The following is a 13480-nucleotide window of genomic DNA, read 5'->3' as shown; positions in this document are numbered from 1 at the left end:
TGGCCCAGTAGCCTTGCCGGCTGTGGCGCGGATTACGGTCCTGTTTCAGACCTTTTTGAGTTCACGTTTCTGAACCCATAACTGGCCCGGTCGCGCTGACCTGCGTCTGCGAAAGGGCCGGCGCTGGCGTCGGCATCTCCGACACCAGCCAGGGGTCTGGCCAATGCCCGGCCCCTTGGCCAAGCCCAGCCGGGCCGCACAAGCGCCCGGCAAGGTCGAGCTTAGGGTGTGAGGGCGCCCATGTCCATGGACACCCTCCAATGTTCAGAATCTTGAACTTTGCCCAGCAACGATTCCGGGCTGTAGGATTACCGTCGGCATCGCCGACGCTATTTCGTGCCCGGTTCCGGAGCATGAAAAGGGTTTTGAGACGCCACAAGTGCCACGAATGGTCGATATGGCGTCAAAATGGCCCGAGGTTGCGTTTTCGCCGTCGAGGCGATGCAAACTATGGGGCGCGGGCGAAAAACCCAGCCTGGGGCAATCTGGAGCGTGCGGCTGGGGCGCGACGTTGGCCAAACCTCCGGAATCGGAGGTTTTGGAAAAGAAGGGGTCGGGCGGGTAGAGGATCAGGCCACCGGGGGCCGGGTAAAACAGGTCGCGAAGGGGGTAGGTAGCGCCGACACCCCTGGCGGGCTGTTGTCTGGACCGGGGGAGCACGGAGCGCGTCCTTGACGGTCGCCCCGGGCTTGGTATCAAGAAGGCGACCGTGTTCACCCTGGCGCTGCCAACCCCATTTGCCATGGAGGCCCGTAATGTCTTGGCCACTCCCCCGCTATCAGTGCGACGGCTGCGACTACAGAGGAATAACGCTGCCCATGCCGTTCTCGCTGGTTTATCAACTGGGAGACGGCGCGACGATCGAATCGTACCCAGCCCTTGGCTGGTGCTTTGATTGCAATAGTCTCACTAAAATCGAAGACTTTGGCGATGATGCGTTTGGCAATGAATTTAAAGAGAAGAGAAAGTCTAAACCAAGTTGCTTGAAATGCTCGGGAACAAATATAGCTCTTGTAACATTCTCCGACGACGACCGATCAGATTTTGTACACGCTTGCGGAGGGACCATTTACCGTTCGTACAGCGACAATTCTCCGAGATATTGTTTTAAGACGGTGAGGTACAATCTGGATATAGAAGGGAATTTATTGAGCATATCAACTGGCAAGACAACGAAGTAGCAGCAATAATCAGTCCGTGAATAGTTAAAGAAAGGGGCGTCCATTTTCGTGGGCACCCCTTTCTTTTGCTCGCTGTGTGCCTGTGCGGGTCATCTCCGATCTCTGCTTTGGCCGACGCCCGGCCAGTGCGGCGCGGACGGGGCCTCGGCGCGGGCGGGCGCAGTTTCAATCCGCAAAAAGCTGGTCCAGGACTTCGGGGCGCACGTCGTTGCACTTGATGAGCGCGGCGATGAAGCCTTCCGGGCTGATCGGTCCGTTGAGCATGAGCAGCACGTCTGCCCTCACGGCGGCAAGGGCGGCTTCCCTTGAATCATGCAACGCCCCGGCGGCGTACCAACGGCCGTCCTTCGTACCAAAGAGACAGTCTACGCCCCAGCGGTCGGTGCGGGGCTTGGAGGCGGCCTCAATTGCGGTCAATCGTTGTTCCAGACGTGTAGCCATGGTTACCTCCAAGGCGGTTTTCTCCCAGCTTGGGCAGCGGGCGGTTAATGTGGGGCTGCGCCCTCGGCTTCCCCGAAAAGCTCTGCCTGGACTTCCGGGCTCACGCCCGAATCGGCGTTGAACAGCGCAGACAAGACCCCGGTGCGCGAGAGAGGCGGCGTGACGATGATGACGACCGAAGAGTCGGCCGCGCGGCAGGCCGCTTCCTCGCTGTCGTGGAAGCCCTGGCCGCCGAACCAGCGCCCGTCCTGCATATCGACCACAAGGCCGTTGCCCAGGCGCTCGGCCTTGGGGTTGGCGGCGGCCTCAACGGCGGCAAGTCGGCGCATGATGGTGGCGCTCATTTCTTCCCTCCCAACAGGCGTTCCTCGATAGCCGCAAGACGCTGCTCGACATCGCCAAGCTCGGACGCCCGGCGGTGGGCCTCGACCAAGTTGGCGATGGCCGTGGCCTCGCTCGGCGTCACGGTGCCAGTGCCGACGCCGGCCAACAGCGCCGCCGTGATCTTGGGCAGGTCCGCCACGCTCTCCACCGTGGGCAGGTCTACCCGGATCGGCGCGTCCTTGCGCTCGGGGACCAGTCGGGCCAGCAGACAGCGCATAAGGCTCGTGTCGCCGCTCAGGGCGAGGTTTAAGGCCGTTTCGACCAACTCCTTGCCGCGCCCGTCGATCATCTCCTGGGCCAGGATGGTGGCCTTGTTGCGGCTGCCCAGCGGGCGGCCTTTGGGGTTGCCGCTCTGGCCGGGCTCCCATGCGTTAGCGGGCGGCTTGCGCTTGTTTGTGGTCGGTGTTTTGTCAGGCATTTTAGATACCTCCTTAAAAGCAGCCGCAGTCCGGGCAGTCGGGCAGCGCGTCGTAAAGTTTGCGGTAGGCCGTGTCCCAGGCCTTGGACGACCGCAAAGCCGGGTTCTTACGGGGACAGGACCAGCCAACCAGTTGTGTCAAGCGGGGCTTGAACACGTCGTACCAGATACGATTCGCGCAAAAAGACGCTGGGCGCTTCGGGCTGCGGAGCAGCCGGATCGCGTCCCACATGGCTTTCAGCTGCGGCTCCATGGTCACGAGTTCGTCCCAGGCAACCGCGCCGCCGTTCCAGGGCGGCAGGCCGTCGCCCTTGGGCTTGTTGGCGAAGAGGTCAGCCATCGAGAAAACGCGGAAGCCGGTAGGGGCATGGTCGCGCTCAATGCGGTTGGCTTCGGCTATCGTGCTGCACATTTAGATTTTTTCTCCTATCTGGCCGCGCCAATTGAGGCGGCGGCATGGCGTTGGAAGCATATGGTGGGGCCAAGGGGTTTCAGGGATTTCAGGGGTTAGTTTCCTCCCTCTTTTCATAAACCATATTTTGTTTTTACTTTTTCTCGTAGGGACCAAACCCCTTAAACCCCTTAAACCCCTCTCGCGATCACGCGGCGCGTCTGACCGCCCAGACCTGCGAACCGTCCAAAACCCCGCTAGACTCAAAGCGTAGGCCCTCGACGATGCGCCCCCTGCTCCGTCCCAGCCATTTCCCCAGACGCTTCGTGTTGATCCCACCCTTTATGTCCGCAGCGATTTCGGGAAGGACTGCATGAAGCGCCTTTTTTGCTTCTACGGCTTCCTCGTCTGCAGTTGTCTCTCCGGTCTCCGCCGCTTCGTCGCTATCGAACGAGCCCGTGGGACTAATGATGTCGCTCGCCTTGAACGAGGCGTCGCCAAAGAGGACGCGGCAGGCCTTCAAAACAGTCCCGAGCCGCCGGGTTCCCGCATCGGCCGCCCAATTTGCTTCGATGCACTTGGCCGGGTCGTCGAGGCCCCATTCACAAAGCCCATCGTTATTGATCCAGCAGACGCATTGCCTGATCATGTTGTCCCATTCTTCGTAAGAGCCGACTGCCTTGCCCTCCTGTCGCGGGGCTCCGGCTGCGTAAAAGCCCCGCATGACCGTCAACGCGGCAACACGCAGCGCAAGCCACCTTTCACGCACTCGCGCCACAGGATCGAACGGAAAAGGTCGCTCATGCGGGTTCTCGCAGCCGGGCTCAATCCTGATACGCAGTAGCCTGCGGTTCACGTCGTCCAAGACTTCCGGATTATTCGCGCTGAAGATGAGGACGGTGTTCGTCGGTACGGTCACCCTGTCCGACGCGCCGAGCAGCCGGTCCTCGAAAGTGCTGCCGGTCAAGACGGCGGCGAGAGCCGCCCCTCCGAGGGGCCGGTCTATGTTGTCAAAGAGCAGCGTATGGGGGGCCCCGCGCAGCGCCGCGACGAGGTTTTTTCGCTGCTCTTCGGCATTGTCAGCCCACGGGGACGCCGGGACTGCCGCGCCTCCAAGCCAGCCAACGGCTTGGGCCAGCTTGGTTTTGCCGGTCCCTGGGGTGGAAGCCTCGACGATAAAGCCCGGCGCGGTCGGCAGGATCGGGCGTTGCACGGCGGTCAACAGCAGGCACAGGCACGCCGCCGCGTCCAACGGGCTGGCGAATTTGTAAAGCCCAAAAGGCTCGAGCAGTTCCGCCAGTGCAGTCCGCACTTGGTCCCGCGTCGGCTTCGCCGGAATGGTCGGCCACTCCTGGTCATCCCCGGTGATCAACAATCCAGTCGCTTCATCATGCCCGGCGCTCGCCAAGGCCGTGCCGTCCGGCCGCAGGATAGGTCCGCGCACGACGCCATGAAGCTCCTGGACGTATCGCCATGTGCCATGCCCTTCTATTAACCGGCGGGAAACCTCGTCGGGGCAGTCCTTGGCCACGTACCTCTTGTGTGTGCCGCTCCATTTTTCGAACCGGAGCAGCTTCTCGAGGCTGTTCCGGAGAACAGAGGGTTTGAGCTGAACCGCCATGCCGCCGACAACGCGCACCAACAATCCGGCACGCTGGAAGGTTTCGCCATCCCTGGCGAGCACCCGTTCAGCTTGCTCGACGACAGCCGGCAGTCCCCCGTCCTGAAGCCGGGCAATCTCTTGGTACGGGAAGAGCCGGAAAACGCACCCGCCATGGGCGAAGCTGTGTATGGTCGGCGGACGCCCAGGGCGCAGGTCCGCCCAGGCGATGCGGTCGTCATTGCCGTAAGTCGGCTCGGTCGGATGGCAGAAGCGGGCACCATCCCACTTCTCCCGGTCCCGAAGAACCTCCCCCACGGTTATGGTGTCGCCGCCCTGGCAGTGGAGGAGGAAGTCCGAGAACAGCTCGTTATCTTCGACCGCCCGGCGGAATTGCCGTTCGAGCACCGCGTCGGGCACGTCCTCTTCTGACGCCGCTCCTGGACGCGCCCGGTACTCGGCGATCCGGGACGCGACATACAGCCTTCTGACCTCGGCCGCCTCCGCCTCGACCTCCTTGCGGGCCTCGGCCTTGAGTCGGGCCACCTCGGTCTTCTCCTCAGCGCTCAATTCGGGCAGCCGGGCTTTCGTGTCCAGCGGCGTGGCGTCGGGGTTGATGACCGCCGGCTGGGGGCGGCGCTGCTCAAGCCCGCCCCCGCAAGACGCACCGGCGCTGAAGCACAGCCGCGACGGCTGCCATACCGACGTGTCGATCAAGCAGCGGTCGAGGATTTTGCCGTCCTTGCCGACGATGCAGTAGCCAAGGCCAGCGAGCCAGATGCGATCCGCCAAGACTTTCCCTGCGCGGGGGATGTCCCTGGCGTCCTTCACGAACACGTAGGCGTGGTGGCCGCCTTCGCCCTTTAAGCAGCGATCCGTGTCGGTGTCGTAGATGAAGCTCGACGCGCTATGCGCAAAGACCGCAGGCGCTTCGCCAAGCCCCGGGCAGGCTCGCAGCAAGGCGGCGCGGAAGCCGTCCATGTCGAACTGGAGCGCCCCGGGGCGCGGGTCGATGTCGTTGTCCAGAAGCATGACGCCCGGGCCTTCGGGCCAGTCGAAGCGGTCCTTAGTCCGCGTCAGGGCATCGGCGTCAGGCGCGGCGTCCCGGCTGTAGATGGGCCGCTTGCCGCCGCCGGCTGTCCCGAAGCACATGGCATCGCTTCCTTGCAGCTTGCCGAGCAAGTCTACCATGGCAGCAGGCCCCTCGACGGCGATGGGTTGGTAGGTTCCCTGGACCAGTTGCCCACCGGGCTGTTTCTCAAGCCCCCCGTCCGGTGATTTGTCGAACCGTTTGGACAGGCGGCCGGGAACGGTGGAGCGGAAGACCGCAGTGTGGGTTTTAACGATCATGCCGCACCTCCAAGGCCATCCGTAGCCGCCACGAGGACATAGCGGCCTAGCCTGTGAATCTTTCCGTCATGGTGCGGCACCATGACCATCTCGGTCTTGATGCGCTCCAAGAAGCCGTGTTTGTGGCGCAGGTCATGGACACGGGCTTGCGGGGCGGCGATTCCGAACTTTTGCAGTTCCGCTGTGGTCAAGGCCCCGAAGGTTTCGAGTAAAAACAGCGTTTCTAGCGTTTGCTCGGCTCCCGGCGCGATGGGGTTGGCGAGGTAGACTTCTTGGCTCATCGCGCACCTCCAGCCGGCTCCACCGTGACGCGGCCGGCCTTGGCCTCGACCACGATCAGGCCGTCAGCAGCCAAGCGCTCGATGATGTCTTCCACTTGGCGGGAGGTAGCGCCGGCGTCGAAGCGCAGGCGGCCCATGCCGTAGCCGTCGAGGGTCAGCCCGCCGGCGGCGATGATCAGGTCCAGGACTGCGGCGGCCCGTGCGTTTGCGAGGTGGTTCATCGCGCCACCTCCTGGGCCACCAGGGCCACGGTCAGAATCGCCCAGGGAGTGACGTTGACGATGGGCAGGCAGATAGCTATGCTCATTTCGACATAGCTGACGAAGTTGCCGATGCTGTTCTTGAGCGCCGCCGTGACCTTACCCGGGCCAGCGGCGCTCTGCTTTTGCAATTTCACGCAGCCGCCCCCACGCGTTTCTTGGACGGGCGGGTGACCGGCAGCGCGTTCAGAAACTCCACCAGCGATTCGCGATGGTAGGCGACCTTGCCGGCGACCACGACAGCTTCGGGGCCGCGGCCTTCGCTGTCGAGGTTCTGAAGAGTCCCCCGCGAAAAGGGCAGGCCGTACCGGGTGGCATACTCGGGCCAGCGATGCCGAAAGAAGAGGCCGGTTTCTCGGGGGAGGATTTCACCCCAGTTGATTGAGAGGACGGTGTTTTCCATGGGCATCAGACTCCTTCAAAAAGGTTGATGCCCTTACCGGTGAAAATTCAGCGGGAATCGCGGAAAACAGAAAATATGGCGAAGCAAGAACCCGCCAATGCTGGAGAAAACTGTTTTTGAAGAAACCGAACTTTCGGCCGAAAATTCGGCGGCCTACTCGGGGGCAATGCGGCTGCTTGCGGCGAAAGCGGCGATGTACGCTCGGCGTCCTTGGTTGTACTCAATAGGATCGCCCGGGAGGTGGGGAAAAATAGACTTTATCGCCTTACGGAGGACTGAAACATTCTTGCTGATGTCCTTGACCGGAAGAAGTTCGCCGCGTTTGTTGGCAAATTGTTTGAGCAAGAGCCATGACATATTCGGCTCATCTTTCCGCCTTCCGTCGGAGAACCCGATTTCATCAAAAGTCTTGTTTGTTATTTTCCCTCCGCAGTGAATTTCAATAGCAAGGTCATTGACGAAAATGATGCTGATTTCTTCCCATGCTGCGGCCTTAGCCGCAATAACACTATTGCCAGTTGAACTGTCAGGCACGCTTGCGGAGGCGTTCTGGCTACCTGTATTTTGCTCAGGACAAGCCACAACCTCGCCACGGCGTGTTAATATATCCTCTAGCTGACCTTTCCATATCTCGATTTCGTCAGCTCGGCGCTCAAGGGCTTGCAGATCATTCTTCGGTTCATATGCTTCGAGAACAGCCAATTTCTTTTTAATGGAAGGCAGGACAGCCTCATCCCACGCGGTCGAAAAATGTGTACCCTCCTCTGGAGACAATCGCGAAACAGGTTCAAAGCCGCGATTCTGCTCTACCCAAACCCGGATTAATATAATCAAATGGCGAAGGCGGCTCTTCGTTTCGTCGTCTACACCAGCGTCGGTAGTAAGGGCTTTAGCGCGATCAACAAAGAGATTTTCCATTCGGCTGAAAAGTTGCAGCCTCTCTTGGTCGTAGACCCCATCATAGCCGAGTTGTTTTGTCTCCTCAAAGAACCTTTCCAGGTCAGTATAATCGGCCTTGGCCAAGCGCGATTCCAGTTCTTCAATGTTCATATCTTTCCTCCCTGGTGCCTCCCTGGAAGATCCCGGCCAGGGGCGGCGGGAGGACTGCCGCCCGCTTCCCTCGCGTGATCAGCGCGGGGGCTGGCCGGGGAAGATGCGAAAGCCTACGCCCTGGCGGGCTTCACGGGCACTGGCGGAACCGTCAGGCCCCAAACACGTTGGAAGCTGTTTGCCGCCGCGCTGGCAAGGCCGCGCACGACGCTGCCAAGCTCTTCGTAGTCCGCGCCGTTGGTGCGGACTCGCTCGGCGGAAAGCAGGAAGCCGCCGAGATTGTGCAAGGCGTCAATGTCCCGCTCCAACTGGTTGAGGGCGGCGAGAAGGGTTCGGTTGTCGTCGGCAGGATTAAACGGTAAACGCGGGTCAGCCATGATCGCATCTCAATAGTGCGGTTGATGGTCAGGCCCTGGCAAGGTGTGCGCTGCTCCAAGCCAGGGCCGCTTTATTTCCTGGCCGCCGCCATTCGACGGCCTTTTCTTCAAAATCAACGCTCCATGCTGCCCACTGGAGGGCTTTTGGGCCTCGGTCCATAGTTCGGGGCACCCTGTGGACAAAAACGCGCCAGCCGCCGCCCTGCGGGCAATACGGCCATGCTGCTCTTTCTGTCTGCCCAGCATGGCGAAATTGCTTATTTATCTCGCTTATCTTCGCCCTTGAACAGCCGCCAATCGAACTTCCGATGATTCAGCCCCGGCCACCATCGCATGGCGACGATGACCGCCAGGAGCAGCACCAGATAGATGACTTGCAGGAGGTCGGATTGGTCCATGGTTTTGGTCCTGCCGGGCTATGCCGTCTCGACGATTCCCGCCCGACGCAAGACCGCGCCTGTGGCGTCAAGTATCGCTTCGCCCTTCATGGCCGAGGTCACAAGCTTCTTCACCCACTTCTTGTGCAGGCCACCCGCGATGCGCTGCACGTCTTCGACCATGGCAGGATCGGCCAGGATGGCCTTGGCGATGGCTTCCACTTGTCGGTAGTCCTTGACGCGTTTGTCTTCCTTCCGGCGTTCCGAGGCCACCAGCAGCTTGTGGAGAAAGAAAGCGGCCATGGACGGCACCACCACCCGGCCGAGGTCGCGGGCCTTGATCTCCATGGGGTTGGTCAGCAGGACACGCATGTAGGGCACGGCAACCGGGGCAATGCCAATGTCGGCTTCGTACACGCCGCCGCGTGCCCGTCCGTCGCCTACCCGGTCCTTGAGGAACTCCACGGACAGTTCGCCGCTACGGTAAAAAACCGTCCCATCCGCATGGTTTATGACCTCCTCGAAGCCAAGACTCTTGAGCATGTCGCCCAGGTTGACCTTCTTACCTCGGTAGGGGAGGCGCATAGCAAAATCCACGTCAAGGGTTCGCTCCGGGAAGAACTCCACGCCGCAGTAGTTCTGATAGACCTTGAAGCACCAGGAGCCGACCAGCGTCATGCCTTCGTCCCACAAGCCGGCGTCGGCCATGGTTTGGAATAGCTCCTGGACGACGGGGAAATAATCTTCGGTCTTGATTTCTTGGCTGGACATCCCAAGTTCCTTCATGCCGGCCTTGGCCTCACGGAGAGCACTTACGGCCTTGCTGTGCATGGCAACGCCATGGGTCGTGACGGCGGCATGGGGTGAATCTTCCCGCCCGATGTAGATATGCCGCGTGGCTCCATTCTCTAGACGCCGAAGATAGACAAAGGTGCTTTCCCCTTCCTTCTTGCGGTATAGAGAGCCTCTTGGATTTATGAGGAGGCGTCCGACGTTTTGCCGCTTGAGGTTGCGGTAATACTCCCGGCTCTCCCCGAGTATGCCCTTGATGACTAGCGCCATAGTGCTGTTCTCCCCAGGAGAGGTTTACCGCCCGTAAATGCGAAAAGTCAATTTCTGGCGGTAGGCGGCAGCGTCACCGATCACCCAAGCTTATCACCTTCTTGCCGGGCTGGGCCTTGGCCGTGTCGGCTTCCATGGCCCGAAAGGCGTTGGCTATGGAGGCGTCGGCAACGTGGCTGTAGCGCTGCGTGACCACGGGCGTGGAGTGCCCTAGGGTCTTTTGCACCACATAGAGGTCGGTCCCGGCCTCGATGAGCCAGCTTGCACAGGTATGGCGCAGGCAATGGAAGCTGAAAATCTGCTTGGGATCGTCCACGTCTTTGTTCAGGCCAAGCTTTTCCACGGCAAGGTCGAAGGACTTGGAGATTTTGCCTATCTGCCCGCCCACGCGACTCTTGAAAATCAGTTCGTTGGACGCGCCCGGCGTCATGGACTCGAAAAGCTCCTTGACCCTGGCGGTCATGGGGATGGCGCGGTCCTTTTCGCCCTTGGCGTTGAGGATGTCGATTCGTCCCTTGTCCAGGTCCACGCACCCCCAGGTCAGGCCCGTGACCTCAGAGAAGCGCATACCAGTGTCCAGGGACAGCAAGGCGAGGTCATGTGTCTGCGGGCTGCGGGTAGCGAGTTCGGCCAGCAGGGCGTCTGCCTCGGGCCGGCTCAGATACCGCTTGCGCTCATTGTTCACCTTGGGCAGGGCCACGCCTTTGGTCGGGCTTTGAACCTGGACGAAGCCGTTGTTGCGGGCGTGGTTCCAGATGGCCCGGAACGTGGCGAAAACGTATTGGATGGAGCGGGGTGACCGGCCGGCGTTTGCCATCGCCAAAAGCACCTTCTGCATGTGCATCTGGCGGATGTTTTTGAGCGGCAGGCGACCGACTACGGGGCCGAGCCAGTTCTTGACGTGCTCTTCGGTCTTGCGGATGGACTCGGGCTTTTTCGTGACGCGGGCCAGAGGGAGGTAGTCGTTGGCACAGTAGTCCGCGAAGGTGATGTTTTCCCGGGCGCGGGCTTCTTCCTGCTGGCGCTCTTCCTCGCGCTTGGCTTCAGCCAACTTGCGCTTTTCGGCAAGGCTGGTAGCCCCCTCGCCGGTCCTGGCGGCTTCCTTGAGTTTGGCTAACACCTGGGACGCCTTGGCGGCGCTCATGCCCTGGCTTGCCCATCCCAGCGATTCTTCCCGGCGCTTTCCGTCCACCTTATAATAGATGGCAAAATACTTATCTTTCTGGACACCATGCTTGCGGGTCGGATGTTCGCGGAACCGGACACCAGGGAAATTTGTTCCAAGCCATTTCGTCGCCATGTCCATCCCCCGAAAAGTTGTCCATCCCCTATCCATCCTTTTGCAGTGAAACGAGGGATGGACAAGTGAATGCCAGTGAAGAGAGGATGGGACTTAAGCCGTCGTAAGTCAAGGGTTTCATGACTTCTTGTGAACTGGAGTGAAGCTATATATCGGGGACTGAAAATCCCCGTGTCGGGAGTTCAATTCTCTCCCTCGGCACCATAAGAAATCAAGGGGTTAGCTGAAAAGCTGGCCCCTTTTTCTTTTGTCTGCGCCATGTTGCCCCCCGTATGACCCCGGTTTGAAACGAAACGGGGTGAGTCGAAATAGCCCAGGCCCGCAGGGATGGGAAGCGGCCGAGGGGGATCGGCTTCATTTTGGTGCAGCCATGGCTGCACCCCGCCTCGTGATACCCCCTGTTCAGTCTCGACAGCATAGCGTAAACAAGGACATGCTTCGGATCGCCTGCACTATCCTCGGGTCAACGGCCGTGATCGTGAGATTCTGCGTCCTCGGTGGACTGGGACTCGGGGCAACGATTGCCATGCTCTATGCAATCTATTGGGCGGCACGGCATGGCGGCTTGCCCGAGGCCAGTCTGGCCAGCCTTTATGTGCGTGTGTACGAGTATCTCTTGCCGGATCGGTATGTTGTTCTCAATACCGTTTTCATCCATTGCGTCAAGATGCCGCTTGTTGTGCTGCTCTGGGTGCTGTTTATCCTTGCCTTGTTGCTCGACAAGTTGGTGAGCGCGCTGTTTTGGCGGATGGGAATGGTTTTTCGGTCTGACGAAATAGCCTGAACGACAACATGTCGAAACGATGGGGTTGCACGAGGCGGCCTCGCTCTTTCCTGGCGCGGCGCAAGCCCTGCCCATGGCGGCCAAGGCCTGGGCAGCAAAGGCAACGGCAACGTCCCTAGGCCGTCGGCGAGGACACGGGCCCGGCAGGGGCCTTACCCTGGGGCTGGGAACTGGGCGGGGCGCACCGTCTGCGTTCGGCCTGGGCGCGCAGGTGGCGCACGAAGGAATAGAGGTTTTCCCCCATGCCGCAAAGGACGATATAGCGCCGCAACCGGCTGGGATTGCACCAGGCGACGAGGGCCAGCTGGCGCCAGAACTGCCAGCGCGCCTCCCCGACCAGGCCCTGCCGCCAGATCAGGCGCATAAGCGGCATGACGTCCGGGCTGGGGTTTTTCTGGGGCACGGCCAGGTCGGGGTCGGCTTTCTTCTTGGGCGCGGCCCCTGGTCTGGAAGAACGGGTCGGCCGCATGGCCAGCGTGGCCCGAAACGCCCGTCCCAGGTAGGCCCCTGGGGCGTACAGGGCGCTTAGGGCCGCGAGCTGTTCGGCGAAGATCGCCTCGATGGGGCGCTGGGGCGTGAAATTGGTCAGGGCGTCCCAACCGCTTTCCTCGATGCCGTCATGGAGTCGGCCTTCGGCCTTGAGCCGGTCCCACAGGGCGGTGAGCGGCAGGGCGCGCAGCACGTTGACCATGACCCAGGGCAAATCCGCCGCCTCGGCAAAGGCCCGCATCCGCTGGCCGGCCCCGGCCTTTTCGCCGTCCATGCCCAGGATGAAACTGCCGATGACGCTCAGGCCATTGGCGTTGATGGCCCGCAGGGAGTCCAATAGCGGGTTGCGCACGTTTTGGTGCTTGCGCGCGGCGGTCAAAACATCGTTGTCCGGGGATTCGATACCCACGAAAACATAGGAGAAATTGGCGGCGGTCAGCAAGTCGATCAGCGGGGCGTCCTGGCCCAGGTTGATGGAGGCCTGGGTGATGAAATCAAAGGGTTCGCCGTGCCGTGCCTGCCATTCGATGATGCTCTCGAGCACGGCCACGGCCCGGGGACGGTTGCCGATGAAGTTGTCGTCGGCCACGAACACCGTGCCCCGGAAGCCGAGCTGGCGGATGGCCTCCAGCTCGGCGATGACCTGAGTCGGCGTCTTGTGGCGTGGGACCCGGCCGAACAGGCTGACGATGTCGCAGAATTCGCAGGCAAAAGGACAGCCCCGGGAGGTTTGCAGGGACAGGGATTCATAATCGCCCGGGGCGATGAGGTCGTAGCGGGGCGGGGGCGAGTCGGCCAGGGCGGGCTTGTCCGTGCAGACGAACCGGCCGCTTGTCTGGCCGGCCGTGATTGCGGCCACCAACTCCGGGATGGTGGTTTCCCCCTCGCCCTGGATGAGAAAATCGCAACCGGCCCCCAGCACTTCCTCGGGCGCGGTGGTGGGGTAGGCCCCGCCGGCCGCCGTGAGGATGCCCCGGGCCTTGGCCTCCCGCAACAGCCGCAACAGGCTCTCGCGCTGCACCAACATGCCAGAAACGAACAGCAAATCTATGTCGTCCCAGTCTGCCTCGGTCAGCGGCCGGACATTGAGATCGACCAGTCGGATGTTCCAATCCCTGGGCAAAAGGGCAGCCACGGTCAGCAGGCCCAGGGGCGGCAGCAGGGCCTTTTTTCCGGTCATGGCCAGGGTCTCGCGAAAGCTCCAAAACGACAACGGCAACGGCGGGTGCAGCATGAGGACATTTTGCATGGTGCACCCCGACTACCACATCCGCAGCGCGCCCTCCATGCATCATTTCCGTTTTTTTCTTTTTCCGGCCTCTGCGTTCTTAC

General features: G+C 61.2%; 16 protein-coding genes and 1 tRNA gene. 2 read left to right on the top strand and 15 right to left on the bottom strand.

Translation table 11 applies throughout. The features are described 5' to 3' along the window. Positions 1 to 1346 precede the first annotated feature (1346 nt). The 14 genes from DMR_RS16320 to DMR_RS16250 form a co-directional block, all read right to left on the bottom strand. Positions 1347 to 1622, bottom strand: coding sequence for a hypothetical protein (locus DMR_RS16320; protein WP_015862094.1), 276 nt, complete (start codon positions 1620 to 1622; stop codon positions 1347 to 1349). A gap of 44 nt (positions 1623 to 1666) precedes the next feature. Further along, a complete protein-coding gene (locus tag DMR_RS16315) occupies positions 1667 to 1966 on the bottom strand; it encodes a hypothetical protein (protein WP_043600930.1) in 300 nt (99 codons plus the stop codon). Next, positions 1963 to 2424 (bottom strand): DUF5681 domain-containing protein, encoded by a 462-nt coding sequence (locus DMR_RS16310; RefSeq protein ID WP_015862093.1) that lies wholly within the window; start codon positions 2422 to 2424, stop codon positions 1963 to 1965. Before DMR_RS16310 ends, DMR_RS16315 begins: the two co-directional genes overlap by 4 nt. A 13-nt stretch (positions 2425 to 2437) precedes the next feature. Then, on the bottom strand, positions 2438 to 2836 hold the full coding sequence (locus tag DMR_RS16305) for a hypothetical protein (RefSeq protein ID WP_043600929.1): 399 nt from the start codon (positions 2834 to 2836) through the stop codon (positions 2438 to 2440). A 187-nt stretch (positions 2837 to 3023) separates the two neighbouring features. Further along, a complete protein-coding gene (locus DMR_RS22515; RefSeq protein ID WP_015862091.1) occupies positions 3024 to 5765 on the bottom strand; it encodes an AAA family ATPase in 2742 nt (913 codons plus the stop codon). Beyond that, complete coding sequence (locus tag DMR_RS16285; protein WP_015862090.1) at positions 5762 to 6046, bottom strand: helix-turn-helix domain-containing protein; 285 nt, start codon at positions 6044 to 6046, stop codon at positions 5762 to 5764. The genes DMR_RS22515 and DMR_RS16285 overlap by 4 nt, the downstream gene beginning before the upstream one ends. Then, on the bottom strand, positions 6043 to 6267 hold the full coding sequence (locus tag DMR_RS16280) for a hypothetical protein (protein ID WP_015862089.1): 225 nt from the start codon (positions 6265 to 6267) through the stop codon (positions 6043 to 6045). The genes DMR_RS16285 and DMR_RS16280 overlap by 4 nt, the downstream gene beginning before the upstream one ends. Continuing rightward, the gene (locus DMR_RS16275; RefSeq protein WP_015862088.1) at positions 6264 to 6443 is read right to left on the bottom strand and encodes a hypothetical protein; all 180 of its coding nucleotides are present in this window, start codon (positions 6441 to 6443) and stop codon (positions 6264 to 6266) included. The genes DMR_RS16280 and DMR_RS16275 overlap by 4 nt, the downstream gene beginning before the upstream one ends. After that, entirely contained in the window at positions 6440 to 6709 is a 270-nt protein-coding gene (locus tag DMR_RS16270; protein WP_148208460.1) for a hypothetical protein, read from the bottom strand. The genes DMR_RS16275 and DMR_RS16270 overlap by 4 nt, the downstream gene beginning before the upstream one ends. Positions 6710 to 6862: 153 nt before the next feature. After that, entirely contained in the window at positions 6863 to 7759 is an 897-nt protein-coding gene (locus DMR_RS16265) for a hypothetical protein (protein WP_043600923.1), read from the bottom strand. Between the two features lie 113 nt (positions 7760 to 7872). Continuing rightward, a complete protein-coding gene (locus tag DMR_RS16260; RefSeq protein WP_015862086.1) occupies positions 7873 to 8136 on the bottom strand; it encodes a hypothetical protein in 264 nt (87 codons plus the stop codon). Positions 8137 to 8393: 257 nt separating this feature from the next. Continuing rightward, on the bottom strand, positions 8394 to 8534 hold the full coding sequence (locus DMR_RS25085) for a hypothetical protein (RefSeq protein ID WP_015862085.1): 141 nt from the start codon (positions 8532 to 8534) through the stop codon (positions 8394 to 8396). A gap of 18 nt (positions 8535 to 8552) precedes the next feature. After that, positions 8553 to 9284 carry a GSU2403 family nucleotidyltransferase fold protein gene (locus DMR_RS16255; RefSeq protein ID WP_232502816.1) on the bottom strand — a complete coding sequence of 244 codons (732 nt, stop codon included), beginning with the start codon at positions 9282 to 9284 and terminating at the stop codon, positions 8553 to 8555. 364 nt (positions 9285 to 9648) lie between these two features. Then, the gene (locus tag DMR_RS16250; protein ID WP_158304256.1) at positions 9649 to 10719 is read right to left on the bottom strand and encodes a tyrosine-type recombinase/integrase; all 1071 of its coding nucleotides are present in this window, start codon (positions 10717 to 10719) and stop codon (positions 9649 to 9651) included. Between the two features lie 253 nt (positions 10720 to 10972). Here DMR_RS16250 and DMR_RS24635 point away from each other — a divergent pair. Beyond that, positions 10973 to 11079 (top strand) — tRNA-Phe (locus tag DMR_RS24635). A gap of 229 nt (positions 11080 to 11308) precedes the next feature. After that, positions 11309 to 11659 (top strand): hypothetical protein, encoded by a 351-nt coding sequence (locus DMR_RS16245; protein WP_043600921.1) that lies wholly within the window; start codon positions 11309 to 11311, stop codon positions 11657 to 11659. A 115-nt stretch (positions 11660 to 11774) separates the two neighbouring features. Here the strand turns inward: DMR_RS16245 and DMR_RS16240 are convergent, their stop codons facing one another. Continuing rightward, positions 11775 to 13397, bottom strand: a complete 1623-nt coding sequence (locus DMR_RS16240; RefSeq protein ID WP_015862081.1) for a B12-binding domain-containing radical SAM protein — start codon at positions 13395 to 13397, stop codon at positions 11775 to 11777. Positions 13398 to 13480: the final 83 nt, after the last annotated feature.

The organism is Solidesulfovibrio magneticus RS-1, from assembly GCF_000010665.1.
Classification (GTDB): domain Bacteria; phylum Desulfobacterota; class Desulfovibrionia; order Desulfovibrionales; family Desulfovibrionaceae; genus Solidesulfovibrio; species Solidesulfovibrio magneticus.
Note: the sequence above shows the minus strand (reverse complement) of the source record. Positions and strands in the feature narration are given on the sequence as shown.